The 24447-nt window shown below is 65.7% G+C and carries 20 protein-coding genes; 14 read left to right on the top strand and 6 right to left on the bottom strand.

Annotated elements, in window-relative coordinates; all coding sequences use genetic code 11:
* The first annotated feature begins 117 nt into the window (after positions 1–117).
* Together VK98_RS08300 and dinB are read left to right on the top strand one after the other, a co-directional pair.
* Positions 118–423, top strand: coding sequence for a SelT/SelW/SelH family protein (locus tag VK98_RS08300; protein ID WP_048413582.1), 306 nt, complete (start codon positions 118–120; stop codon positions 421–423).
* 13 nt (positions 424–436) lie between these two features.
* Positions 437–1576, top strand: a complete 1140-nt coding sequence (gene dinB / locus VK98_RS08295; protein ID WP_048413581.1) for a DNA polymerase IV — start codon at positions 437–439, stop codon at positions 1574–1576.
* A gap of 22 nt (positions 1577–1598) precedes the next feature.
* Here the strand turns inward: dinB and VK98_RS08290 are convergent, their stop codons facing one another.
* The 6 genes from VK98_RS08290 to VK98_RS08265 form a co-directional block, all read right to left on the bottom strand.
* Complete coding sequence (locus VK98_RS08290) at positions 1599–4334, bottom strand: pitrilysin family protein (RefSeq protein WP_048413580.1); 2736 nt, start codon at positions 4332–4334, stop codon at positions 1599–1601.
* A 318-nt stretch (positions 4335–4652) separates the two neighbouring features.
* Positions 4653–5747 (bottom strand): rod shape-determining protein RodA, encoded by a 1095-nt coding sequence (gene rodA / locus VK98_RS08285; RefSeq protein WP_048413685.1) that lies wholly within the window; start codon positions 5745–5747, stop codon positions 4653–4655.
* Positions 5728–7668 (bottom strand): penicillin-binding protein 2, encoded by a 1941-nt coding sequence (gene mrdA / locus VK98_RS08280; protein ID WP_048413579.1) that lies wholly within the window; start codon positions 7666–7668, stop codon positions 5728–5730. The genes rodA and mrdA overlap by 20 nt, the downstream gene beginning before the upstream one ends.
* Positions 7669–7683: 15 nt before the next feature.
* On the bottom strand, positions 7684–8187 hold the full coding sequence (mreD, locus tag VK98_RS08275; protein ID WP_048413578.1) for a rod shape-determining protein MreD: 504 nt from the start codon (positions 8185–8187) through the stop codon (positions 7684–7686).
* Positions 8188–8194: 7 nt separating this feature from the next.
* Positions 8195–9100 (bottom strand): rod shape-determining protein MreC, encoded by a 906-nt coding sequence (gene mreC / locus VK98_RS08270; RefSeq protein ID WP_048413577.1) that lies wholly within the window; start codon positions 9098–9100, stop codon positions 8195–8197.
* Positions 9101–9239: 139 nt separating this feature from the next.
* Positions 9240–10283, bottom strand: coding sequence for a rod shape-determining protein (locus VK98_RS08265; protein WP_043592385.1), 1044 nt, complete (start codon positions 10281–10283; stop codon positions 9240–9242).
* 365 nt (positions 10284–10648) lie between these two features.
* On the opposite strand from VK98_RS08265, the gene gatC reads away from it, so the two are divergent.
* The 12 genes from gatC (at position 10649) to ftsW (ending at position 24350) form a co-directional block, all read left to right on the top strand.
* Positions 10649–10936 (top strand): Asp-tRNA(Asn)/Glu-tRNA(Gln) amidotransferase subunit GatC, encoded by a 288-nt coding sequence (gatC, locus tag VK98_RS08260; RefSeq protein WP_048408435.1) that lies wholly within the window; start codon positions 10649–10651, stop codon positions 10934–10936.
* 112 nt (positions 10937–11048) lie between these two features.
* Positions 11049–12500 (top strand): Asp-tRNA(Asn)/Glu-tRNA(Gln) amidotransferase subunit GatA, encoded by a 1452-nt coding sequence (gatA, locus tag VK98_RS08255; RefSeq protein WP_048413576.1) that lies wholly within the window; start codon positions 11049–11051, stop codon positions 12498–12500.
* 151 nt (positions 12501–12651) lie between these two features.
* Positions 12652–14079 (top strand): Asp-tRNA(Asn)/Glu-tRNA(Gln) amidotransferase subunit GatB, encoded by a 1428-nt coding sequence (gene gatB, locus VK98_RS08250; protein WP_048413575.1) that lies wholly within the window; start codon positions 12652–12654, stop codon positions 14077–14079.
* Between the two features lie 375 nt (positions 14080–14454).
* Positions 14455–14901, top strand: coding sequence for a division/cell wall cluster transcriptional repressor MraZ (gene mraZ, locus VK98_RS08245; RefSeq protein WP_048413574.1), 447 nt, complete (start codon positions 14455–14457; stop codon positions 14899–14901).
* Positions 14898–15860: a 16S rRNA (cytosine(1402)-N(4))-methyltransferase RsmH gene (rsmH, locus tag VK98_RS08240; protein ID WP_048413573.1), complete on the top strand. Its 963-nt coding sequence runs from the start codon at positions 14898–14900 to the stop codon at positions 15858–15860. Before mraZ ends, rsmH begins: the two co-directional genes overlap by 4 nt.
* Entirely contained in the window at positions 15857–16129 is a 273-nt protein-coding gene (gene ftsL / locus VK98_RS08235; RefSeq protein WP_019102080.1) for a cell division protein FtsL, read from the top strand. The genes rsmH and ftsL overlap by 4 nt, the downstream gene beginning before the upstream one ends.
* Positions 16129–17877 carry a penicillin-binding protein 2 gene (locus tag VK98_RS08230; RefSeq protein WP_048413572.1) on the top strand — a complete coding sequence of 583 codons (1749 nt, stop codon included), beginning with the start codon at positions 16129–16131 and terminating at the stop codon, positions 17875–17877. Before ftsL ends, VK98_RS08230 begins: the two co-directional genes overlap by 1 nt.
* A gap of 7 nt (positions 17878–17884) precedes the next feature.
* Positions 17885–19363, top strand: coding sequence for a UDP-N-acetylmuramoyl-L-alanyl-D-glutamate--2,6-diaminopimelate ligase (locus VK98_RS08225; protein ID WP_048413571.1), 1479 nt, complete (start codon positions 17885–17887; stop codon positions 19361–19363).
* A complete protein-coding gene (murF, locus tag VK98_RS08220; protein ID WP_048413570.1) occupies positions 19360–20721 on the top strand; it encodes a UDP-N-acetylmuramoyl-tripeptide--D-alanyl-D-alanine ligase in 1362 nt (453 codons plus the stop codon). Before VK98_RS08225 ends, murF begins: the two co-directional genes overlap by 4 nt.
* Position 20722: 1 nt before the next feature.
* Positions 20723–21808, top strand: coding sequence for a phospho-N-acetylmuramoyl-pentapeptide-transferase (gene mraY / locus VK98_RS08215; protein WP_048413569.1), 1086 nt, complete (start codon positions 20723–20725; stop codon positions 21806–21808).
* Positions 21809–21816: 8 nt separating this feature from the next.
* Positions 21817–23196 carry a UDP-N-acetylmuramoyl-L-alanine--D-glutamate ligase gene (murD, locus tag VK98_RS08210; protein WP_048413568.1) on the top strand — a complete coding sequence of 460 codons (1380 nt, stop codon included), beginning with the start codon at positions 21817–21819 and terminating at the stop codon, positions 23194–23196.
* Complete coding sequence (ftsW, locus tag VK98_RS08205; RefSeq protein ID WP_048413567.1) at positions 23193–24350, top strand: putative lipid II flippase FtsW; 1158 nt, start codon at positions 23193–23195, stop codon at positions 24348–24350. The genes murD and ftsW overlap by 4 nt, the downstream gene beginning before the upstream one ends.
* Positions 24351–24447 lie beyond the last annotated feature (97 nt).

Genomic DNA, 24447 nt, shown 5'->3' with positions numbered 1-24447 from the left:
GGCCGCTTGCGGCCGCGCACAACAAAATCCAGGGACGCCGGCAGTTCCTTTCCCCTCCATGCCCCCTTCTATACTGTTATGCTGTCAGCCATCCCGTAGCCGACCGCGTTTTCCCGCATGACATCTTCTATCCCCCCCGCCAGATCTCCGCGCCTGAGCATTGAATACTGCACCGGCTGCCGCTGGCTGCTGCGCGCCGCCTGGATGGCGCAGGAGCTGTTGACCACCTTCGAGAAGGAGTTGGCGGAGGTGGCCTTGCAGCCCGGCAGCGGCGGCGTGTTCCGCGTCGAGCTGGACGGCGAGCTGCTGTGGGACCGCAAGGCCGACGGCGGTTTCCCCGACATCAAGCTGCTGAAGCAGCGGGTGCGCGACCGGGTGGCGCCGCAGCGTTCGCTGGGCCATAGCGACGGCGCCGTCTCCTGATTCAAGCATCGCCATGAGCGAGCCGCAGCGCAAAATCATCCACGTCGATTGCGATTGTTTCTACGCCGCCATCGAGATGCGCGACGACCCCGCCTTGCGGCCCTTGCCGCTGGCGGTGGGCGGCCGGCCGGAGAGCCGCGGCGTGATCGCCACCTGCAATTACATCGCGCGCCGCTACGGCGTGCGCTCGGCGATGTCGTCGGCGCGCGCGCTGCGCCTGTGCCCCGATCTGCTGATCCTGCCGCCGGACATGGCGCGCTACCGCGAGGCCAGCCAGCAGATCATGCGCATCTACGAGCGCTACACGCCCTTGATCGAGCCCTTGTCGCTGGACGAGGCCTATCTGGATGTGAGCGGCCAGCCGCACGAGCAGGGCAGCGCCACGCGGATGGCGGAGGCGATTCGCCGCCAGATTCGCGAGGAGGTGGGCATCACCGCCTCGGCCGGCATCGCGCCGAATAAATTCCTGGCCAAGGTGGCCAGCGACTGGAACAAGCCGGACGGGCAGTTCCTGATCCGGCCGCAGGATGTGGCCGGCTTCGTCGCCGCGCTGCCGGTGGAGAAGATACACGGCGTGGGCCGGGTCACCGCGCAGCGGCTGAACGAGCTGGGCATCCGGCGCTGCGGCGACATGCTGGCCTGGGAGCTGGCCGATCTGCTGCGTCACTTCGGCCGGTTCGGCGAGCGTCTTTACGAACTGGCGCGCGGCGTCGACCCGCGGCCGGTGTCCACTGACCGCAGCCGCAAATCGATCAGCGTCGAGGAGACTTACGCCGTCGATCTGCCCGACGCCGGCGCCTGCCTGTCCAAGCTGCCGGAACTGATAGACCGGCTGAGCGCGCGCATCGCGCGCAGCGGCAATCCCGCGTTCAAGGGCTTGTCGGTCAAGCTCAAGTTCGACGATTTCAGCCAGACCACGGTGGAGCACGCCGGCGGACAGTTGTCGCCGGCGCGTTTCGGGGAGTTGCTGCGGGTGGGCTTCGAGCGTGGCCGGCGGCCGGTGCGCCTGGTCGGCGTCGGCGTCAAGCTGGCGGACGAGCACGACCTGCCTCGCCAGCTGCGCCTGTTCGGCCGCGACGGCCGCCCGCTGCCGGACCTGCCGGCGGCGGACGCCGCAGCGGCCGAGGCGGAGCCGCCCCCGCGGGAGGGCTGAGGCCCGTCGGCGCCGGGCCGGCTCAGGGGCGCTTGAAGTCGCCGGCGTAGACCTGGAGTAACTGGGCCGGATCTATATGCTTGCGCAGCGCGGCGTTGACCTGCTCCACCGTCAGCGTGGCGATGGCGGTGTCCACCTTGGCGTTGAAGTCCATGCCGCGGCCGATCTGCAATTGGCCGTCCAGCGCCGCGCTCAGCGCGCCGTCCTGGGCGCGGGCGATTTCCCTTTCCTGCTGCAGCGCTTTCTTGGCGTCGGCCAGTTCGGTGGCGTTGACGCCGTCGCGGATGAAGCGCGTCAGCTCCTCGGCCACCCCCTGTTTCAGCTTGTCCAGGTTCTGCGGCGCGTAGATGGCCACCAGGCTCAGGCTGGCCACCGACTCGAAGCTGCCGGCCTTGAACTGGCTGCCGGCGTAGTAGCTGATGCCGTCCTTCTGGCGCAGGCGGTCCAGCAGCCGCGATTTGACGCCGCCGCCCAGGATCTTGTTGGCGACCAGCATCGCCGGGTAGTCGGCGTCGCTGTCCCGCATCGCCAGCGGCGCGGTGGCCAGGTAGAAGGCGTTGGCCTTGTCCTTGGCCTGCAGCTGTTGCTGGCCAGGCTTGGCCGGCGGCAGCTGGCTGGGCGCGCGGCGGTACGCCACGGGGCTGTTCCAGCCGCCGAACAGCTTTTGCAGCTGGCTTTGCGCGGCCTTGGCGTCGAAGTCGCCGACCAGGGCGAAGCGGGCGTGGTTGGCGCCGTAGAACTGGCGGTGGAAGCGCTTGAGCTCGTCCAGCTTGGCGGCTTTCAGCTCGGCGGCGGCCTCGTCCAGCGTCGGGCGGTAGCGCAGATCGCCCTTGCGATAGATGTTGAGCGCCTGGCCCACGGCCTGAGTGGCCATGGCCTGCGGCTCGTTGCGCTGGGCGTCGATGGCGGTCAGCTCTTCCTTGCGCAGCAGCTCGAACTCCTGTTCCGGGAAGCTGGGCTGCTTGAGCAGGCCGGCGATCAGGTCCAGCAGCGCCGGCAGATGAGCGCGGGTGGTTTCAAAATCCACGCTGACTTCCTGACCGGAGCCGGAAACGCTGAGCTTGGCTTTCAGCTGATCCAGACGATTGCTGATTTCGGCGCGGCTGAGCTTGCCGCTGCCGCGCTCCAGCATGTCGGCGGCGAGGCTGGGCACGGCGCCGCGGCCGAACAGGCTTTTCTCGTCGCCGAAGGCGAAGCTGAAACTGCCGTTGACGGTTTCGCCGCGGGTCTTCTTGGACAGCAGCGCCAGCTTGGCGCCGTTGGCGAGCGTGGTTTTCTCGGTGCGGGCGTCGATATTGGCCGGGCTGGGATCGAAGGCCTCGCCCTGGCTGATCGCGGCGCGGCCCTTGTAGCCGTCCACCAGCTTGGCCACGTCCGGCGTGGCCGGGATCACACTGCGGTCCGGCTTGGCGGTGGGCACGAACTGGCCGTAGGTGCGGTTGGACGGCTTGAAGTAGTTTTCGGCCGCCCGCTCCACGTCCTTGACGCTCAGCGCCTCGATGCGGTCGCGGGTCAGGAAGAACAGGCGCCAGTCGCCCTTGGCGATGGCCTCGGACATCTCCACCGCCAGCTGCTGCGGATCGTTCAGGGTCTTGTCGATGTCGTTGAGCAGGCTGGTCTTGGCGCGCTTGAGTTCGGCCTCGGTCACAGGTTTGCTCTTGAAGCCTTCGATGGCGGCGAGCAGCGCCTGGCGCGCGTCGGCCAGTTTTTGGCCCTTGTTCAGCTCCGCCCAGAAGATGATGTAGCCGGGTTCGGCCAGCGCGAACGGCCAGGCCTCGACGCCGACGGCTTTCTTGCCGCCCACCAGCGCCTGGTACAGCCGGCCGTTGGGCGTGCTGGCCAGGATGTCGGCCAGCACGAGGATGGCCGCCGCGTCCGGGTGGCTGCCGGCGGAGATCGGATACAGCACCGCGGCCAGCTGGGTGTCGCCGACGCGCTCCACGGTCAGCTCGCGCGCGCCGTCGCGCTGCGGCTCCTCGGTCCAGGTGGGCGTCAGCTGGCGCTGCGGCTTGGCGATCTTGCCGAAGGCCTGCCGGACGACGGCCAGCGTCGCCGCCGGGTCGAACTTGCCGCTGATCATCAGCACCGCGTTGTCCGGCTGGTAGTACTTGCGGTAGAAGGCCTGCAGATTGTCGATGCGGACCTTTTCCACGTCCGAGCGCGCGCCTATGGTGTTGTGGCCGTAGTTGTGCCAGTCGTAGCTGACCGCGGTCATCTGCTTCCACAGCACGCGGTGGGGATTGTTCTCCCCCATTTCCATTTCATTGCGCACCACCGAGAACTCGGTGTCCAGATCGCTCTTGGCGATCTTGCTGTTGACCATGCGGTCGGCTTCCATTTCCAGCGCCCAGCGCAGATTGTCGTCGTTGGCGGGGAAGGTTTCGTAGTAGTTGGTGCGGTCCAGGAAGGTGGTGCCGTTGAACTGCATGCCGCGCTTGCCCAGCTCCTGCATCAGATTGCCGCTGCTGGGCGTGCCCTTGAACAGCATGTGCTCCAGCAAGTGGGCCATGCCGGTCTCGCCGTAGCTTTCGTGACGGCTGCCCACCAGATAGGTGACGTTGACGGTGGTGGTGGGCTTGGAGGCGTCCGGCGCCAGCAGGACGCGCAGGCCGTTGGGCAGCCGGTATTCGGTGACGCCTTCCACGCTGGTGTAGGCTTGCAGCTGGCTTTGGCTGGCGGCGGCGGGTTCGGCGGCGATGGCCGGCAGGGCGTGGCCCAGGGACAGGGCGAGTAGCAGGCTCAGGGTCTTGATGCGCATGCGGTGGCGTTTCCTCTGGCATGAGTGCGGGATGGCGGCGTGCGATGGCGCCGGAATGCTATAGGCTTGCGATTTTGCTTGCCTTCGTCAAGTCGGAAACATTCCGGGCATGACGTAAGTCTGGGGCAAACAGGGGTAGGCCGGCGCGGCGGGCAATTGGTTCCCGCCATGGAACTTAGAGCCTGTTTACGATCTCGCGAGCAAGAGCGAGACAAGGCGGAAATGACCGAAGAAGCGGAATGTACATACGGTACATGAGCATTCTGAGGTCATTTTCAACGCCGTATCGCCGAAGCGCAGCAGATCGTAAACAGGCTCTCAGCGTTTTAGATTGCTGATGCTCATCAGCATGCCCATGCCGACGAACAGGGTGACGGTGGCGGTGCCGCCATAGGACATGAAGGGTAGCGGCACGCCCACCACCGGCAGGATGCCGGACACCATGCCCATATTGACGAAGGCGTAGACGAAGAAGGACAGGGTGATGGAGCCGGCCATCAGCCGGCCGTACAGCGTCTGGGCGCTGGCGGTGATCATCATCGCGCGGCTGAGCACCAGCAGGTAGAGCACCAGCAGCAGCACATTGCCGGCCAGGCCGAATTCCTCGGAATACACGGCGAAGATGAAGTCGGTGGTCCGTTCCGGGATGTAATCGAGGTGGGTCTGGGTGCCGTTGAGCCAGCCCTTGCCCCAGGGGCCGCCGGAGCCGATGGCGATCATGGACTGGATGATGTGGTAGCCGTCGCCCAGCGGGTCGGTGGTGGGGTCTATCATGGTCAGCACCCGGCGGCGCTGGTAGTCGTGCAGCAGGTTCCAGACGATGGGCAGGCTGGCGGCGCCCAGGCCGATGCCGGCGAAGATCACCTTCCACGGCAGGCCGGCGAAGAACAGCACGAACAGGCCGGCGGCGGCGATCAGCAGCGTGGTGCCCAAGTCCGGCTGCTTCAGCACCAGCGCGCTGGGCACCGCCATCAGCAAGGCGGCCACCAGGTAGTGCCACCAGCGCATTGACAGTTCGTATTTCTGGAAGAACCAGGCCAGCATCATCGGCAGCGCGATCTTCATGATCTCGGACGGCTGGATGCGGGTGATGCCCAGTTCCAGCCAGCGGGTGGAGCCGTTGACGGTGACGCCCTTGAAGTGGACGGCCAGCAGCAGCAGCACGCCCAGGCCGTAGATGGGCGGCGCGAAGTTCATGATGCTTTGCGGCCGCATCCGGGCGATGATCCACATGATGATCAGCGACAGGCTGGTGTAGATCAGCTTGTTGTCTATCTTGTCGAAGGACTGGTTGTTGGCCGAGTACAGCAGCACCATGCTGAGCACGAAGATCAGGCCGAGGAACAGCATCAGCCAGCCGTCCAGCGGTTCTTTGATCTGCTGCCAGACGCGTTTAATTAGGGAGGTCTGCATTGTCGTTGGCGGTGTCGGTGGGCATGGTTTTCAGCGTGCCTTCGATGTCTTTCGGCACCTTGCCCAGCAAATAGTAGTCGAACAGCGCGCGCACGATGGGGGCGGCGGCGGCGGCGCCGAAGCCGGCGTTCTCCACGATCACCGCCACCGCGATGCGCGGCTTGTCCACCGGGGCGAAGGCGATGAACCAGCTGTGGTCGCGGTATTGCTCGGCCAGCGCGGCGGCGTTGTACTTGGCGCCCTGCTTGATCTGCACCACCTGGGCGGTGCCGGTCTTGCCGGCCATCGGGTATTGCAGGCCCACGCCCAGCCGCGCGCCGGTGCCGCGCGTCATCACGCCTTCCATGCCGCGCTTCACGTATTCGAAGTTTTCCTGCTTGAACGGAATCTGGCGGATGGGCATCGGTTCGATGATGCGCGCCTTGCCGCTGCGGGTGTCCACCACCTGCTGCACCAGGTGCGGCTTGAACACCTGGCCGTCGTTGGCGAGGATGGCGGTGGCGTTGGCCATTTGCAGCGGGGTGTAGGCGTTGAAGCCCTGGCCGATGCCGATGCTGACCACATCGGCCGGATACCAGCGGCGGAATTCCTCTTTGTAGCGGGAGAAGCGGCGCGCCTTCCATTCCTTGGACGGCAGCACGCCTATGGACTCGCCGTCCAGATCGATGCCGCTCTTGCTGCCCAGGCCGAACTGCGCCAGCGCCGGGTGGATCTTGTCTATGCCCATGTCCCAGGCCAGCTTGTAGAAGAAGGTGTCGCTGGAGACTTCGATCGCGCGTTGTAGATTGATCATGCCGTTGCCGGCCTTCTTGCTGTCGCGGAACTGGTGGCTGGAGCCGGGCAGGGTGAAGTAGCCGGGCGCCGGGCGGATGTCGCGCATGCCGATGGCGTGGTTCTCCAGCGCCGCCATCGCCATGAAGGGTTTGAAGGTGGAGCCGGGCGGGTAGGTGCCGCGCAGCGCGCGGTTGATCATCGGCTTCTGCCAGTCGTTGTTCAGATTGGTCCAGGTCTGGGTGTCGATGCCGTCGATGAACAGATTGGGGTCGAAGCCTGGTTTGGACAGGAAGGCGAGCACGCCGCCGGTGGACGGCTCTATCGCCACCAGCGCGCCGCGGCGGTTGCCGAACAGCTTGTCCGCCATTTCCTGCAGGCGGATGTCCAGCGCCAGCTTCAGGGTATTGCCGTTGACCGGCGGCGTGCGGCGCAGCGAACGCACCGCGCGGCCGCCGGAGTCGGTTTCCACCTCCTCGAAGCCGACCTTGCCGTGCAGGTCGTCCTCGTACACCGCTTCCAGACCGGTCTTGCCTATGTAGTTGGAGCCCTTGTAATTGGCGGTTTTTTCTTCCTCTTCCAGCCGCTCCTTGTCGCGCTGGTTGATGCGGCCGATGTAGCCGAGCACATGGCTGGTCATTTCCTTGAACGGATAGTCGCGGAACAGCCGCGCCTTGACCTCCACGCCGGGGAAGCGCCAGGACTGGGCGGCGACGCGCGCGGCCTCTTCCTCGCTGAGCTTGGTTTTCAGCGGGATGGATTCGAAGTTCTTGCTCTCGATCAGCAGGCGCTTGAACTGGCGCTCGTCGCGCGGGGTGATGTCCACCAGCTTGCGCAGTTCGGCCTCGGTGGCGGCCAGGTCGGCGATCTTGCTGGGCGTCAGCTCCAGCGTGTAGGCCGAGTAGTTCTGCGCCAGCACCACGCCGTTGCGGTCCAGGATCAGGCCGCGGTTGGGCAGGATGGGCACCAGCGAGATGCGGTTGTTCTGCGCCAGCGTGGAAAAGTGTTCGTGCTGCAGCACTTGCAGCCAGATGAAGCGGGTGAGCAGCACCAGGAACATCAGCACGATCAGCGCGTAAGCGACGATCAGGCGCAGCTGGAACTGGCTGTCTTCGGCCTGCGGGTTCTTGAAGCGGGTCGGTTGAGGCATGGATGGTCCGCGGCGCTACACCGCGTTGTGGCGGTAGGGCATCAGCATCAGCTTGGTCAGCAGCGGCCACAGCAGCGCGCCGATCAAGGGCGGCAGGAAATAGCCCCAGCCGACGAAGGCGGAGCCGGTCAGCATGCGCACCACCACCATGATCAGCTGGTTGGTCAGCAGCAGGCCCAGCACCACCAGCGTCTGCTGGCCCAGGTTGAACATCACCACCTGGCGCTGGCGCGCCAGCGCCAGGTAAGCGGTGATCGAATAGGCCAGCGCGTGCTGGCCGAACAGTCCCGCGGTGGAGATGTCGGCCACCAGGCCCAGCAGGAAGGCGGTGCCGATATTGACCCGGCGCGGCTGGTTGATCACCCAGTACAGGATCAGCATGCCGATGAAGTCCGGCAGCCAGCGCGTGCTGCCGTGCGGCAGCGGGATCAGTTCGATCAGAACGGCGAAGACGAAGGTGAACAGGATGAAGCGGCGCTTCACCGGTTTGAGCAGTTCCTTGGGGCGCTCGAACGTCATCGGGGGCTTACTCCTCGGCGGCGGCTTTCTTGCCGCCCCTGCTCTTTTTGACGATGGGGGCCGGTTCCGGCGGACGCGGCGGCGCCTGCTTGTCGCCCAGCACCAGCATGTAGCGGGTTTGCTGCACGCCGGCCAGCGGCGCGGTGGCGATGCGGGCGAAGGTGGCGCCCTGATTGCGCTCCACCCGGGTCACGCGAGCCACCGGGATGCCGGCCGGATAAACGCCGTCCACGCCGGAGGTGACGATGTGGTCGCCGTCCTTGATGTCGGCGCTTTGTGGCAGATAACGGATTTCCACGCCGCCGCCGTAGCCGTACAGAATGGCGCGCTGGCCGGTGCGGGCCACCATCACCGGCACCATCTGGTTCTTGTCTATGACCAGGGTCACTTCCGCGGTCAGCGGCTGCACCCGGGTGACCTGGCCCAAGAGGCCGCTGGCGTCCACCACCGGCTGTCCGGCTTTCAGGTTGGCGTCGCTGCCCTTGTCGATGATGATCTTGTAGGAAAACGGATCGCGGCCGGTGTACAGGGTTTCGGCCATCTGCGCCTGCTGGTGGTAGCTGGACTTGATGCCGTTGAGCTTGCGCACTTCGTCCAGCTCGCGCTGCAGGGTTTGCAGCCGCGACAACTGCGCCGACATTTCCAGCTGGCGCGTGCGCAAGGCGGTGTTTTCCTGCTTCAGTTCGGTTTGGGAGCTGAGAAAGTCGCTGACGTGGCGCATCGCCTGCGCCGGCATGTTGACCGCGCGCTGCACCGGGTACAGCGCCAGCGAGGTGGCTTCGCGCGCCTGTTCCATCAGGCCGAAATAGCTGTCGCCGACCAGGAGCGCCACCGAGGCGGCCACGGCCATGGCCAAGCGCGCGCCGGGCGGCGGCCCGGAGCGGAAAAAGCTGGGGGTGTTGGCAAAGTCCATCGGCTCAGACCTCGCCCCTTGACGCGGGGCGCTGTGCTTCAAAAACGGGCACGCTTGCCGCGCGCCCGCCATCATCGCTTGCTTTACGAGCGGCCGCCGCCGCCGGAGCCGGGCTCAGGCGGACGGCGGCCGTTCCGGTTTAAGGGACGTTGGTGAAAATGGTGCCAATCTTGTCCATTTTCTCCAGCGCCTTGCCGGAGCCGCGCACCACGCAGGTCAGCGGTTCCTCGGCCACGAACACCGGCAGGCCGGTTTCTTCGGCCAGCAGGCGGTCGATGTCTTTCAGCAGCGCGCCGCCGCCGGTCAGCACCATGCCCTTGTCGGCGATGTCGGCGCCCAGTTCCGGCGGAGTCTGTTCCAGCGCGATCTTCACCGCGGACACGATCTGGTTCAAGGGCTCGGTCAGCGCTTCCAGGATTTCGTTGGACGACACGGTGAAGGCGCGCGGAATGCCTTCGGCCAGGTTGCGGCCCTTGACTTCCATTTCGCGCACCTCGGCGCCCGGGAAGGCGGAGCCGATGGTCTTCTTGATTTCCTCGGCGGTGGTTTCGCCGATCAGCATGCCGTAGTTGCGGCGGATGTAGTTGATGATGGCTTCGTCGAACTTGTCGCCGCCGACGCGGACGGAGTTGGAGTACACCACGCCGCCCAGCGAAATCACGCCGACTTCGGTGGTGCCGCCGCCGATGTCCACCACCATGGAGCCGGTGGGCTCCTCAACCGGCAGGCCGGCGCCGATGGCGGCCGCCATCGGCTCTTCGATCAGTTCCACGCGGCGCGCGCCGGCGGCCAGCGCCGAGTCGCGGATCGCCTTGCGCTCCACCTGGGTGGAGCCGCAGGGCACGCAGATCACGATGCGCGGGCTGGCGGCGAAGAAGCGGTTGGGGTTCACCTTCTTGATGAACTGCTTGAGCATCTGTTCGGTGACGGTGAAGTCGGCGATCACGCCGTCCTTCATCGGGCGGATCGCCTGGATGCTGCCCGGGGTGCGGCCCAGCATGCGCTTGGCTTCCAGACCCACGGCCAGAATGGATTTCTTATTGGTGGGCGCGTCGCTGTGAATGGCGACTACCGAGGGCTCGTCCAGCACGATGCCTTTGGCGCGCATGTAGATGAGGGTGTTGGCTGTGCCAAGGTCAATGGCGAGGTCGTTGGAGAAGTATCCGGTCAGCGAACGAAACATTGGGCGATCCTGGTCAGTTTTCGTCATGTGGCGGACGCGCCGTCGCGTCCGCTTTTAATCTGTTGTTTGTTGTCTACTCGTACGACCCGAGTCTAGCCGCCGCGTGGCAAACGACGCTTGGCGCCCACTGGGCGACGCCGGCTAAGCGGCTTCGCCCGGCTGGCCTTGCGCATCGTTTTCCGACGCCGTGTCGGTTCGACGAGGCCTGCACGATCCGGCCCCGGCGCGGCGGCTTGCCGCCTGTCGGCCGCGCGGTGAAAGCGCTGCCGAAATTACGCCGTGGCGCGATGTCGATCTTGGGAGAATCAAGCGGGCTATGATACCCTATAACGCTTGAAATATTAAAGGTTTTGAACGAGGACACCATGTCGCTGACGCATCAGGATGTCGCACGAATTGCCAAGCTTGCCCGCATCAATGTCAATGAAGCGGAAATTGCCGCGACAAGCAAGCAACTCAATAATATTTTCGGCCTGATCGAACAGATGCAGGCGGTGAACACCGACGGCATCGAGCCGATGGCCCATCCGCAGGATGTCTCTTTGCGTTTGCGCGAAGATGTCGTTACCGAAACCAATCAGCGCGAAGCTTTCCAGGCCGTGGCCCCGCAAGTGGAAAAGGGCTTGTTCCTGGTCCCCAAGGTCATCGAGTGATGCTCTGATTGCCTGCGCCGGTTTAGGTTCCCGCCCGCGCGGGAGGCCGGCGCCGGCCGCTGTCTGAAAGGACGGCGGCGCCCTTCCCGGATAGCTAAAGATTCCATTTGAAATGACACAGCCTACTTTAAAGCAACTGTCGCGGCAGCTGGCGGCCAAGGAAGTCTCCAGCCTTGAGTTGGCCACCCAATACCTGGACCGCATCGAAGCGCTGAACCCGGCGCTCAACGCGCTGGTCACCGTCGACCGCGCCAAGACCCTGGCCGAAGCCGCGGCCGCCGACGCGCGCATCGCCGCCGGCAACGCCCATGCGCTGACCGGCGTGCCCATCATCCACAAGGATCTGTTCTGCCAGCAGGGCTGGAAAACCAGCTGCGGCTCCAAGATGCTGGACAATTTCGTGTCGCCGTACAGCGCCCACGTGGTCGAACAATGCCAGGCCGCCGGCCTGGTGACGCTGGGCCGCGCCAATATGGACGAGTTCGCGATGGGCTCGTCCAACGAGAACTCCTTCTACGGCGCGGTGAAAAACCCCTGGGACCAGAAGGCGGTGCCGGGCGGCAGCTCCGGCGGTTCCGCCGCCGCCGTGGCCGCGCGGCTGACGCCGGTGGCCACCGCCACCGACACCGGCGGCTCCATCCGCCAGCCGGCCTCCCATTGCGGCGTCACCGGCATCAAGCCGACTTACGGCGTGGTGTCGCGCTACGGCATGGTGGCCTTCGCCTCCTCGCTGGATCAGGGCGGCCCGATCGCGCAGACCGCCGAGGACTGCGCGCTGATGCTGAACGTGATGGCCGGCTTCGATCCGCGCGACTCCACCAGCCTGGAGCGCGCCGGCGAAGACTACGCCCGTGATCTGAACCAGCCGCTGGCCGGCCTGAAAGTGGGCCTGCCGCGCGAGTACTTCGCCGCGGGCCTGAGCGCCGACGTGGCGCGCGCGGTGGACGAGGCGGTGGCGGTGCTGAAGAAGCAGGGCGCGCAGGTGGTGGAAATCAGTCTGCCCAACACCGAGCTGTCCATCCCAGCCTACTATGTGATCGCGCCGGCCGAGGCCTCGACCAATCTGTCGCGCTACGACGGCGTGCGTTACGGTCACCGCGCCGCCGAGTACAAAGACCTGGTGGACATGTACGAGAAGACCCGCGCCGAAGGCTTCGGCAGCGAGGTCAAGCGCCGCATCCTGGTGGGCAGCTATGTGCTGTCGCACGGCTATTACGACGCTTACTATCTGAAGGCTCAGAAAATTCGCCGCCTGATCGCCAACGATTTCAAGGCCGCCTTCGAACAGTGCGACGTGATCCTGGGGCCGGTGGCGCCGACCGCCGCCTTCGACATCGGCTCGATGAACGACGACCCGGTGCAGATGTATCTGTCCGACATCTACACGCTGTCGGTGAACCTGGCCGGCTTGCCGGGCATGAGCGTGCCGGCCGGCTTCAGCGCCAATGGCCGCCCGATCGGCTTGCAGATCATCGGCAACTACTTCGGCGAAGCGAAGATGTTGAACGTCGCGCATCAGTTCCAGTTGGCTACCGATTGGCACAGCCGCGCGCCGGTTTTGTAATTGAATGAATTAGCCACGGAAGCACACGGAAGGACACAGGCAAACCCTGGCTTCCAAGGGGCGGATTAGCTGATGGGGGTAGTGTCAGCCGTTTTTCTTCCGTGTTTTCCGTGTGCTTCCGCGGCAAAAATAATAGAAGGATTTTCCAACCATGAAATGGGAAGTCGTCATCGGCATCGAGGTGCATGTGCAGCTCAATACCGTCTCCAAGATTTTCTCCGGCTCCAGCACCGCCTTCGGCGCGGAGCCGAACACCCAGGCCTCCGCGGTGGAGCTGGCCTTTCCCGGCGTGCTGCCGGTATTGAACAAGGCGGTGGTGGACAAGGCCATTCGTCTGGGCCTGGCGCTGGACGCCAAGATCAACCAGAAGAACGTGTTCGCGCGCAAGAACTACTTCTATCCGGATCTCCCCAAGGGCTACCAGATCAGCCAGATGGACCTGCCCATCGTCGAGCACGGCCAGCTGAAGATCCTGGTGGGCGAGCAGGAGAAGGTGATAGGCGTGACCCGCGCCCATATGGAAGAGGACGCCGGCAAGAGCCTGCATGAAGACTTCCACGGCCTGTCCGGCATCGACCTCAACCGCGCCGGCACGCCGCTGCTGGAAGTGGTGTCCGAACCGGACATGCGCTCGGTGGACGAGGCGCTGGCCTATGTCAAAGCCTTGTACGCGCTGGTGACCTGGCTGGGCATCTGCGACGGCAATATGCAGGAAGGCAGCTTCCGCATGGACGTCAACGTGTCGGTGCGCCCGGAAGGCCAGCAGGCCTTCGGCACCCGCCGCGAGATCAAGAACCTCAACTCCTTCCGCTTCCTGGAGCAGGCCGCCAAGTACGAAATCCAGTGGCAGATCGACACCCTGGAAGACGGCGGCAAGGTGCAGCAGGCCACCGTGCTGTTCGACCCGGACACCGGCGAGACCCGGATGATGCGCAGCAAGGAAGACGCGCACGACTACCGCTACTTCCCGGATCCGGATCTGCTGCCGGTGCGCATTTCCGATGAGCAGATCGCCCGCATCCGCGGCGAGATGCCGGAACTGCCGGCGGCGATGCAAGTCCGTCTGGCGGAGGCCTATGGCGTGTCCGCCTACGACGCGGCGCTGCTGACCTCCAGCCTGGCGCAGGCGCAGTACTTCGAGGCCGCGGCCAAGGCTTCCGGCCAGGGCAAGCTGGCCGCCAACTGGATCAACGGCGAGATCGCCGCGCGGCTGAATCGCGACGGCAAGGACATCGTCGATTGCCCGATCTCGGCGGAGCGTCTGTCTGGTCTGGTCGCGCGCATCGCCGACAACACCCTGTCCAGCAAGCTGGCCAAGCAGGTGTTCGACGCCTTGTGGGACAGCGAGCTGTCCGCCGACGCCATCATCGAGCGCGACGGCCTGAAGCAGGTGTCCGACGTCGGCGCCATCGAGAAGATGGTGGAAGAGGCGATCGCCGCCAATCCCAAGGCGGTGGAGGAATACCGCGCCGGCAAGGAGAAGGCGCTCAACGCCTTGGCCGGCCAGGTGATGAAGGCTTCCAAGGGCAAGGCGAATCCGGCCCAGGTGCAGGACATCCTGCGTCAAAAACTGGCCTGATCCTGCGGGACTCCGGGACGGCGGCGCCGAATGCGGCGCCGCCGTCCTGTTTTTGTGCTGCGGCGCGGCAAGTGGTCTTGCATTGGACTGTCCTTGGAAATATTCCCAGGCCCGGGGTGTGGTGTTTCGGGAATAGTTCGAGTGTTAACAGCTCACTTTGACTGATGTTTTTAAGCCTCTGATTTGACAAGGAATCCGCTTTTCGCGCTGTCCGCTAAGTCATTGTCTCAAAAGGTGAATTAGAACTTCTCGATGTTGACCGTGGAGAAGTTCTTTCTTATAGTGGCGGAAAGTGGGGCGAAGTGGGTGAAAGTGGGGCATTTGCCCCAGGGGGCGACGGCCCCTTAGGTTTATTCGGTCAGCGGGCTCGAAATCATGATTGGTGGTGTCAGCATCTTGTCTCTCGATAGCAAGGGGCGTTTGGCTATTCCGGCCAAACACCGCGAGACACTGCTGTCCGCTTTCGGGCACAAACTGGTCGTCACCCTCGAGTCCCAAGACCACTTGCTGATCTACCCCGAACCCAACTGGCGTCCGGTCGAAGCCCGTCTGTTAGCCCTTCCCACCGGCAATCCCACTCTGAAACGTTACCAGCGCCTCGTGCTCGGCCACGCGGAAACGCTGGAAATGGACAGTGCCGGACGCATTCTGCTGCCCGCGCGCCTGCGCGATCTCACCGGACTCGACAAGGACGTCGCGCTGGTGGGCATGGGCAACCGCTTCGAGCTGTGGAATGCCGAGGAATGGGACAGCCAGACCGCTGACGCCCTGGCCATCGATCAAGCCGATCTGGCCCAACACCTTGGAGACTTTACGCTGTGAGCACCACCCCTTTTGTGCACCTGACGGTGCTCTTGACCGAAGCGGTCGACGCGCTCGCCATCCGGCCGGATGGCGTCTATGTCGATTGCACGTTCGGTCGAGGTGGCCACAGCCGCTTGATCCTGTCGCGACTGGGGCCGCAAGGCCGCCTGATTGCCTTCGACAAGGATCCCGAAGCCATCGCCGTGGCCACGCGGCTGGCGGAGGAAGACCCGCGTTTTCAGATCGTGCACAACGGTTTTGAAACGCTGGGGCAGGAACTGGACCGCCTGGGCGTGCCCCGGGTGGACGGCGTGTTGATGGATCTGGGCGTGTCCTCGCCGCAGATCGACGACGGACGGCGCGGTTTCAGCTTCCGTTTCGACGCGCCCTTGGACATGCGTATGGATACCACCCGCGGCATCACCGCGGCCGAATGGTTGGCGACGGCAGACGAGGCCGATATCAGAGAGGTCATCAAGACTTATGGTGAAGAGCGGTTTGCTCGCAAGATCGCAGCAGCCATTGTTGCGCAAAGGGCTGACGCCCCCCTCCAGACCACGCGTGAGCTCGCCTTGCTCGTTGGGCAAAACGTCCGTACTCGGGAACCGGGTCAGGACCCCGCAACGCGTACCTTCCAAGCGATCCGGATCTTTGTGAACCGCGAGCTGGACGAGCTCAAGGCGGTGCTGCCGCAGGCGGCGCGCCGCCTGGCGGAAAACGGCCGCCTGGCGGTGATCAGCTTCCATTCGCTGGAAGACCGCATCGTCAAGCAATACCTGCGCGACGCCAGCAGCGAGGAAAAACTGCCGGCCTGGGCGATGGTGCGCGCCTCCGACATGGCGCAGCCGCCGATGTCCACCGTGGGCAAGCCGGTGCGCGCGGGCGATGAGGAGGTACGCGCCAACGCGCGCTCCCGCAGCGCCATCATGCGCGTGGCCGAGCGCACCGCCGCGCCGTGGCGGGAGATCGACGCATGAACAAGCTCAACGCGATACTGCTGGTCATCGTGGTGCTGTCCGCCTGGTCGGTGGTCACCTCGACCCACGTGTCGCGCAAGCTCTACAGCGATTTGCAGAAAGAGCGCAAATCCGCCCAGCAGCTGGAGATCGAGTTCGGCCAGCTGCAGTTGGAGCAGAGCACCTGGGGCGCGCACGCGGTGATTGAGAAAGCCGCGTCCAGCCGCCTCGACATGCATACCCCGGATCCGCGCCAGATCCAGGTGGTCTCGCCTGGAAAGGGGATGTGATGCGCACTTACTCCCCGCGCCACCAGCAACGCATCCCGGACGCCAGCCCCGCGCTGCGCATGAAGCCGGGCCGCGTGCGTTTCGTGCTGCTGATGCTGGCGCTGCTGTTCCTGGCGCTGATCGGCCGCGCGGTCTATCTGCAAGTGGTGCAGCAGGACTTCCTGCAGAACCAAGGCGAGGCCCGTTTCCGCCGCGCGCTGACGCTGGAAGCCAACCGCGGCGTGATCACCGACCGCAACGGCGAACCGCTGGCGATCAGCTCGCCGGTGCAGACCATCTGGGCCAGCCCGGCGGACATGGAGCCGGTGCCGCCGGCCAAGCTGCGCGAACTGGCGGCGATGCTGGACCTGTCGCCGGAAGAGCTGTCGGCCAAGCTGTCCGACCGCAAGAAGGAATTCGTCTACATCAAGCGCCAGATCAGCCCGGAGCTGGCCGACAAGGTGATGGCGCTGGGCGTGCCCGGCATCGCCAAGCAGCAGGAATTCCGCCGCTTCTACCCGGCCGGGGAAATCGTGTCCCACATCATCGGTTTCACCGGCGTGGACGGCAAGGGCCAGGAAGGCGTGGAACTGGCGCGCGAGAAGATGCTGGCCGGCAAGGACGGCCGCCGCGTGGTGCTGAAGGACCGCCGCGGCCACATCATCGAAGACATCGCCGCCATCGAGCCGCCGCGCGACGGCCAGAAGCTGGCGCTGGCGGTGGATCACCGCATCCAGTACCTGGCTTACCGCGAGCTGAAGGCGGCGGTGGAGTTGAACAAGGCCAAGGCCGGCAGCGTGGTGGTGGTGGACGCGCACACCGGCGAACTGCTGGCGCTGGCCAACTATCCGTCGTTCAACCCCAACAACCGCAGCGGCGTGACGCCGGAAATGATGCGCAACCGCGGCGTGATCGACCTGTTCGAGCCGGGTTCGACGATGAAGCCGCTGTCCATCGCGCTGGCGCTGGAAAACGGCAAGGCCGGCCTCAACACGGTGCTGGACACCCACACTTACATGATAGGCCCGGCCACCATCCGCGACGTGGCGCCGCGCCCCAGCCTGGACATCCTCGGCATCATCCAGAAATCGTCCAACGTCGGCACCAGCAAGCTGGCGCTGATGAGCTCGCCGGAGCAAACCTGGAAGCATTACGACGCGCTGGGCTTCGGCCGCGCGCCGGAAACCGGCTTCCCCGGCGAGGCCGGCGGCCGGCTGCGCGACTGGCACAACTGGCGGCCGATCGAGCAGGCGACGATGTCCTTCGGCTACGGCATCTCGGTCAGCCTGATCCAGATGGCGCGCGCCTACACCGTGTTCGCCAACGACGGCGTGATGCTGCCCATCTCGCTGTACAAGACCAATACGCCGATGCCGGGCAAGCGCGTGCTGGCGGAAAAGACCGCGCACGAGATGCGCGATCTGCTGATCGCCAACAGCCAGCCGGGCGGCGGCGCCGTCGGCGGCCGCATCATCGGCTACAGCATAGGCGGCAAGAGCGGCACCGCGCGCAAGCTGGAAGGCCGCGCCTATGTGGCCAACAAGCACCGCGCGCTGTTCATGGGCTTCGCGCCGGGCAAATCGCCGCGGGTGATCGTGTCGGTGATGATAGACGAGCCCTCAGCGGGCAAATATTACGGCGGCGCGGTGGCTGCGCCGGTGTTCTCGCAGATCGCCGGCGGCGCGCTGCGAGTGCTGAACGTGCAGCCGGACGAGCCCTCCAACAACACTTTATTGCCGGAATCCACCCCGGTGCCGGTGGATTTTTGATCAGATCATGAAAAGCCGTTTGACCCCCATGCCGGACTGGAATCCGGCCGACATCAAACAATTGGGACTGCCCGTCAAGCGGGTGGAGACCGACAGCCGCCGCGTGCTGCCCGGCGACGTGTTCCTGGCGTGCCCCGGCCTGCATTCCGACGGCCGCGACTACATCCAGGCCGCGCTGGCGAAAGGCGCGGCCGCGGTGTTGTGGGACGACGCAGGCGGCTTCGCCTGGAATCCGCTGTGGCAGGCGCCCAATCTGCCGGTGCCGCATCTGCGCGACCGCATCGGCATGCTGGCGGCCGAGGTTTACGGCTATCCCAGCCGCGCGCTGCGCGTGATCGGCATCACCGGCACCAACGGCAAGACCTCGATTTCCCACTGGCTGGCGCAGGCCTTCTCGCTGCTGGGCCAGAAGGCGGCGCTGATCGGCACCGTAGGCAACGGCTTTTACGGCGAACTGACCGAAACCACCCACACCACGCCGGACCCGGTGACCATTCAGCAAAAGCTGGCCGAATACCGTCGCCAGGGCGCGCACGTGGTGACCATGGAAGTATCCAGCCACAGCCTGGATCAAAGCCGCGTCAACGGCGTGGACTTCGCCACCGCGGTGCTGACCAACCTGACCCGGGACCACCTGGATTATCACGGTTCGATGGAAGCCTACGGCGAATCCAAGAAGAAGCTGTTCTTCTGGGAGGGCCTGAAACACGCGGTGATCAACGCCGACGACGCTTTCGGCCGCCAGCTGGCCGCCGAGATCGACCCGGCGCAGACCCAGGTGGTGACTTACGGCCTGGAACAGGGCGATGTGCGTCCGCTGGCGCTGGCCGCCACGCTGGACGGCCTGCAGCTGACGGTGACCACGCCCTGGGGCGTCGCCGACGTGCGCACCGGCCTGGTGGGCCGTTTCAACGCCGCCAACCTGCTGGCCTGTCTGGCCACGCTGTGCGTCAACGGCGTCAGCCTGCGCGACGCCGCCGCGGTGATGGCGCGCATCCAGCCGGCGCGCGGCCGCATGCAGAGCGTCGGCGGCGCGCATGAGCCGCTGGTGGTGATCGACTACGCCCACACCCCGGACGCGCTGGAAAAAGCCTTGTCCACGCTGGCCGAGATCCGCCCGGAAGGCGGCCGCCTGTTTTGCGTGTTCGGCTGCGGCGGCGACCGCGATCCAGGCAAACGCCCGATGATGGGCGCCATCGCCGAGAAAATCGCCGACGTGGCGGTGCTGACCAGCGACAACCCGCGCACCGAAGACCCGCAAGCCATTCTGCGCGACGTGCTTGCCGGCATGCAGCGGCCCGGCCATGTCGAAGTCGACCGCGAAGCCGCCATCCATTGGGCGGTGAGCCAGGCGCGCGCCGGCGACGTGGTGCTAGTGGCCGGCAAGGGGCATGAGGAATACCAGGACATCGCCGGCGTCAAGCGGCCGTTCTCCGACTTCCGCGTGGCGGAAGAGGCGCTGACCGCCTGGGGAGAGCGCGCATGATGACGCTGCTGCAGGCCGCCGAACTGGCCCGGGGCGCATTGAGCGGCCCGGACGGCGACATCCTGCGCGTGGTGACCGACAGCCGCGAGGCCGGTCCCGGCGATCTGTTCGTCGCGCTGAAGGGCGAGCGTTTCGACGCCCACGACTTCGTCGCCGAGGTGGCGGCCAAGGGCGCTGCCGCGCTGGTGCGCGCGGATTACGCCTTGCCCGGCGCCAGCTTGATCCGCGTCGACGACACCCGGCTGGCCCTGGGCCGGCTGGCTTCCGGCTGGGCGCTGCGCCAAGCGGCGCTGCGCATCGGCGTCACCGGCTCCAACGGCAAGACCACGGTCAAGGAAATGCTGGCGGCGATCTTGCGCCAGCATGCGGGCGCGGACGCGGTGCTGGCCACCGCCGGCAACTTCAACAACGACATCGGCCTGCCGCTGACCCTGCTGCGGCTGACGCCGGCGCATCGCTACGCGGTGCTGGAGATGGGCATGAACCATCACGGCGAGCTTAGCTATCTGACCGGCCTGGCCCGGCCGCGCGTCGCCCTGGTCAACAACGCGATGCGCGCCCATTTCGGCTATTTCGGCTCCACCGAGGAGGTGGCGCGCGCCAAGGCGGAAATCTTCGAAGGCCTGGACGAGGACGGCGTGGCTGTGTTGAACGCCGACGACGCCAATCTGGAGCTGTTCCGCCGCGCGGCGGACGGCCATCGCCAGATCGCCTTCGGTCTGAACCCCGAAGCCGATGTTCACGCCGCCGACATCGAGCTGGGCGCCTTGAACAGCCGCTTTACGCTGCGCTGCGCCGACGGCGAGCGGCGGATAGAACTGCCGGCGCCGGGCGAACACAATGTGCGCAACGCGCTGGCCGCCGCCAGCCTGGCGCTGGCCGCCGGCGTGCCGCTGGACGACATCGCCGCCGGCCTGGCGGCTTTCGGCGGCGCCAAGGGCCGTTTGCAACTGAAGCAAAGCCCGCGCGGCCTGAGCGTGATCGACGACAGCTACAACGCCAACCCGGATTCGATGAAGGCCGGGATAGACGTGCTGATCCGCCTGCCGGCGCCGCGCTGCTTCGTGATGGGCGACATCGGCGAGCTGGGCGAGGCCGCCGACGCGCTGCACGCGGAAGTGGGCGAGTACGCGCGGGCGCGCGGCGTCGACCTGCTGCTGACGCTGGGCGAGGCTTCGCGCCACGCCGCCGTCGCCTGCGGCGCGAGCGGCAAACATTTTGATTCGATTGACGAGTTGTACGAGTTTCTCGACCGGCAGTTGCCGTCGGGTGCCTCCGTTCTGGTCAAGGGGTCGCGCTTCATGCGCATGGAACGGGTGGTGGAACACCTGATGCAACAATTTAGAGAGGAACAATAACGTGCTGCTCTGGCTGGCTGAAATGCTGGGCTCCCACATCCGGGCCTTCAACGTCTTCAACTACATCACGCTGCGCGCGGTGATGGCGGCGCTGACCGCGCTGGCGATCTCGCTGCTGCTGGGGCCGTGGGTGATCCGCAAACTGACCGAGCTCAAAGTGGGCCAGGCGGTGCGCAACGACGGCCCGCAAACCCATCTGGTCAAGGCCGGCACCCCGACCATGGGCGGCTCGCTGATCCTGCTGGCCATCGGCCTGACCACGCTGCTGTGGGCGGACCTGTCCAACAAATACGTGTGGCTGCTGCTGGCGGTGATGTTCGGCACCGGCGCGCTGGGCTTTTACGACGACTGGCGCAAGGTGGTGTACAAGGACCCGAAAGGCGTGTCCGCCAAGTTCAAGATGGCCTGGCAGTCCGCCATCGCCATCGGCGCCGGCGTGTTCCTGATCGCCACCGCCAAGCTGCCGGCGTCCACCGAGCTGATCGTGCCCTTCGTCAAGACCATTTCCTATCCGCTGGGCGCGATCGGTTTTTGCATCCTCACCTATTTCGTCATCGTAGGCACTTCCAACGCGGTGAACCTGACCGACGGCCTGGACGGCCTGGCGGCCCTGCCCACCGTGATGGTGGCGGCCGGCCTGTCCATCTTCGCCTACGTCGCCGGCCACGCGGTGTTTTCCAAATACCTGGGCCTGCCCTTCATTCCCGGCGCGCACGAGGTGGTGGTGTTCTGCGCGGCGATGTGCGGCGCTTGCTTGGGATTTTTATGGTTCAACGCCTATCCGGCCCAGGTCTTCATGGGCGACGTCGGCGCGCTGGCGCTGGGCGCGGCGCTGGGCACCGTGGCGGTGATCGTGCGTCAGGAAATCGTGCTCTTGATCATGGGCGGCCTGTTCGTGGTGGAAGCGCTGTCGGTGATGATCCAGGTGGCTTCGTTCAAGCTCACCGGCAAGCGGGTGTTCCGCATGGCGCCGCTGCATCACCACTATGAGTTGAAGGGCTGGAAGGAAACGCAAGTGGTGGTGCGTTTCTGGATCATCACCATGATGCTGGTGTTGGCCGGCCTGTCCACCATCAAGCTGCGTTGAGGAAGACTATGGACTACGCGAATCGTCACGTCGTGGTGGTGGGCTTGGGAGGCTCGGGCCTGGCGGCCGCGCGCTACCTGGCCGCGCACGGCGCGCGCGTGAGCGTGGCCGACGCCAAGCCGTCGGCCGAGCGCGTGGCCGAACTGCGCGCCTTCCTGCCTGAGGCGGAAGTGCGCAGCGGCGACTTCAGCGCGCAGACCTTCGCCGACGCCGACCTGCTGGTGCTGAGCCCGGGCGTGCCGCTGAAGCACCCGGCCGTCGCCGCCTTCCGCCAAGCCGGCGGCGAGGTGATAGGCGATATCGAAGTGCTGGCGCGCGCGATCCGCGGCGACGGCAGCAAGGTGATCGCCATCACCGGCTCCAACGGCAAGAGCACCGTCACCAGCCTGGCCGGCCATCTGTGCGCCGCCGCCGGCCTGGACGCGGTGGTGGCCGGCAATATCGGCCTGGCGGTGCTGGAGGCGCAGCTGGAACGCGAGCGAAGCGGCAAGCGCCCGGACGTGTGGGTGCTGGAGCTGTCCAGCTTTCAGCTGGAATCCACTTACAGCCTGGAGGCCGACGCGGCCACGGTGCTGAACATTTCCGAGGACCACCTCGATCGCTACGACGACCTGCTGGACTACGCCCACACCAAGACCCGGGTGTTCCACGGCGCCGGCGTCCAGGTGCTGAACCGCGACGACGCGCTGGTGCGCGCGATGGTGCGGCCCGGCCGCGCGGTCAAATGGTTCTCGCTGACAGAGAATGCCGGATACGCGTTGCGGCAGGATGACGGCCGTTACTGGCTGAGCCTGGACGGCGAGCCGGCCTTCGATTGCGCCGAGATGAGCTTGCAGGGCCTGCACAACGCCGCCAACGCGCTGGCCGCGCTGGCCTTGTGCGAAGCGGTGGGCGCGCCGCGCGCCGCCTTGCTGCAAGGGCTGAAAACCTTCCAGGGCCTGGAGCATCGCGTCGAGCTGGTAGACGAAATCGGCGCGGTGGCGTTTATCGATGATTCCAAGGGCACCAATGTCGGCGCCACCGAGGCGGCGCTGAACGGCATGACCCGTCCGGTGGTGTTGATCGCCGGCGGCGACGGCAAGGGCCAGGACTTCGCGCCGCTGGCGCCGGCTTGCGGCCGCATCGCCCGCGCGGTGCTGCTGATCGGCCGCGACGCCGGCAAGATCCGCGCCGCGCTGGCCGCCACCGGCCTGCCGCTGCACGACTGCGCGACGCTGGAAGAAGCCACCCGCCGCGCGGCGGAACTGGCGCAGCCGGGCGACGTGGTGCTGCTGTCGCCGGCCTGCGCCAGCCTGGACATGTTCCGCAACTACGCGCATCGCGCCCAGGTGTTCATCGACGCCGTGCGCGAGCTGAAGGCGCGGCAAGCGGAGGCGACGCGGCCATGATCGTGCACGGAGCCCGGCGCTACGCCGCCATCAAGCCGTTCGACGAAGCGCTGTCCTGGGCGCTGGCCCTGCTGTTGTCGATCAGCCTGGTGATGGTGTACTCGGCGTCCATCGCCTACGCCGAGGCCGACGCGGCCACGCACAACCGCTACTTCTACCTGATCCGTCACATGATCTTCATGACGATAGGGCTGAGCGCGGCCTATATCGCTTTCCAAATCCCGACGGCGTTCTGGCAGAAGTACTCCGGCAAGATTTTCCTGATCGGACTGGTGTTGCTGGTGCTGGTGCTGATTCCCGGCATCGGCAAGATGGTCAACGGCTCGCGGCGCTGGATCAATCTGATCGTGCTGAACCTGCAGCCGTCGGAGGTGATGAAGTTCGCCACCGTGCTGTACGCGGCGGATTACACCGTGCGCAAGAGCCATCTGCTGCACAGCCTGAAAGAAGGCTTCGCGCCGATGTTCGCCGCCATGGTGGTGGTGGCCTTCCTGCTGCTGCGCGAGCCGGACTTCGGCGCGCTGATGGTGGTGATGAGCATCGCGATGGGCGTGCTCTTCCTCGGCGGCATCAATATGCGCATCTTCAGCGGGCTGGCGGTGATGGCGGTGGGCGCCATCGTGGTGCTGATCATCTCCTCGCCGTATCGCTTGAAGCGGGTGCTGGGCTTCATGGACCCGTGGGACGACCCCTACGGCAAGGGTTACCAGCTGTCGCATTCATTGATCGCCATCGGTCGCGGCGAGTGGTTCGGCGTCGGCCTGGGCGGCAGCATAGAGAAACTGTTTTACCTGCCGGAAGCGCATACCGACTTCATCATGGCGGTGATTTCGGAAGAGTTCGGTTTCGCCGGCATCTGCGTGGTGATCGGCCTGTACGCCTGGATCGTGCGCCGCGCCTTCCACATCGGCGTGGAGTCGAAAAAGCTGGAACGTTACTACCAGTCGCTGGTGGCGCAGGGCCTGGGCATCTGGCTCGGCATCCAGGTGTTTTTCAACATCGGGGTGAATATGGGCCTGCTGCCGACCAAGGGTTTGACCTTGCCGCTGATGTCCTTCGGCGGCTCGGCGATGTTGATGAATTTGATCGCGGTGGCGGTGCTGCTGCGGGTTGATTATGAAAACCGCCGCATCATGCGCGGCTACAAAGTGTAGCCGCGCATGAGCAGCGCTGTCAGGCGCGTTAGGGCGTAAGCCCGTAGGTGGCGGTTTCTGCGAGCCCGAAGGGCGAAGCAAAAACCGGCGCATGATG

It is taken from the genome of Chromobacterium sp. LK11 (genome assembly GCF_001043705.1).
Classification (GTDB): Bacteria; Pseudomonadota; Gammaproteobacteria; order Burkholderiales; family Chromobacteriaceae; genus Chromobacterium; species Chromobacterium alkanivorans.
Note: the sequence above shows the minus strand (reverse complement) of the source record. Positions and strands in the feature narration are given on the sequence as shown.

Bases quoted from the DNA above. Each gene is read 5' to 3' on its own strand.
- VK98_RS08300 (WP_048413582.1), top strand. From the start codon at position 118: ATGACATCTTCTATCCCCCCCGCCAGATCTCCGCGCCTGAGCATTGAA.
- dinB (WP_048413581.1), top strand. From the start codon at position 437: ATGAGCGAGCCGCAGCGCAAAATCATCCACGTCGATTGCGATTGTTTC.
- VK98_RS08290 (WP_048413580.1), bottom strand. From the start codon at position 4,334: ATGCGCATCAAGACCCTGAGCCTGCTACTCGCCCTGTCCCTGGGCCAC.
- rodA (WP_048413685.1), bottom strand. From the start codon at position 5,747: ATGCAGACCTCCCTAATTAAACGCGTCTGGCAGCAGATCAAAGAACCG.
- mrdA (WP_048413579.1), bottom strand. From the start codon at position 7,668: ATGCCTCAACCGACCCGCTTCAAGAACCCGCAGGCCGAAGACAGCCAG.
- mreD (WP_048413578.1), bottom strand. From the start codon at position 8,187: ATGACGTTCGAGCGCCCCAAGGAACTGCTCAAACCGGTGAAGCGCCGC.
- mreC (WP_048413577.1), bottom strand. From the start codon at position 9,100: ATGGACTTTGCCAACACCCCCAGCTTTTTCCGCTCCGGGCCGCCGCCC.
- VK98_RS08265 (WP_043592385.1), bottom strand. From the start codon at position 10,283: ATGTTTCGTTCGCTGACCGGATACTTCTCCAACGACCTCGCCATTGAC.
- gatC (WP_048408435.1), top strand. From the start codon at position 10,649: ATGTCGCTGACGCATCAGGATGTCGCACGAATTGCCAAGCTTGCCCGC.
- gatA (WP_048413576.1), top strand. From the start codon at position 11,049: ATGACACAGCCTACTTTAAAGCAACTGTCGCGGCAGCTGGCGGCCAAG.
- gatB (WP_048413575.1), top strand. From the start codon at position 12,652: ATGAAATGGGAAGTCGTCATCGGCATCGAGGTGCATGTGCAGCTCAAT.
- mraZ (WP_048413574.1), top strand. From the start codon at position 14,455: ATGATTGGTGGTGTCAGCATCTTGTCTCTCGATAGCAAGGGGCGTTTG.
- ftsL (WP_019102080.1), top strand. From the start codon at position 15,857: ATGAACAAGCTCAACGCGATACTGCTGGTCATCGTGGTGCTGTCCGCC.
- VK98_RS08230 (WP_048413572.1), top strand. From the start codon at position 16,129: ATGCGCACTTACTCCCCGCGCCACCAGCAACGCATCCCGGACGCCAGC.
- VK98_RS08225 (WP_048413571.1), top strand. From the start codon at position 17,885: ATGAAAAGCCGTTTGACCCCCATGCCGGACTGGAATCCGGCCGACATC.
- murF (WP_048413570.1), top strand. From the start codon at position 19,360: ATGATGACGCTGCTGCAGGCCGCCGAACTGGCCCGGGGCGCATTGAGC.
- murD (WP_048413568.1), top strand. From the start codon at position 21,817: ATGGACTACGCGAATCGTCACGTCGTGGTGGTGGGCTTGGGAGGCTCG.
- ftsW (WP_048413567.1), top strand. From the start codon at position 23,193: ATGATCGTGCACGGAGCCCGGCGCTACGCCGCCATCAAGCCGTTCGAC.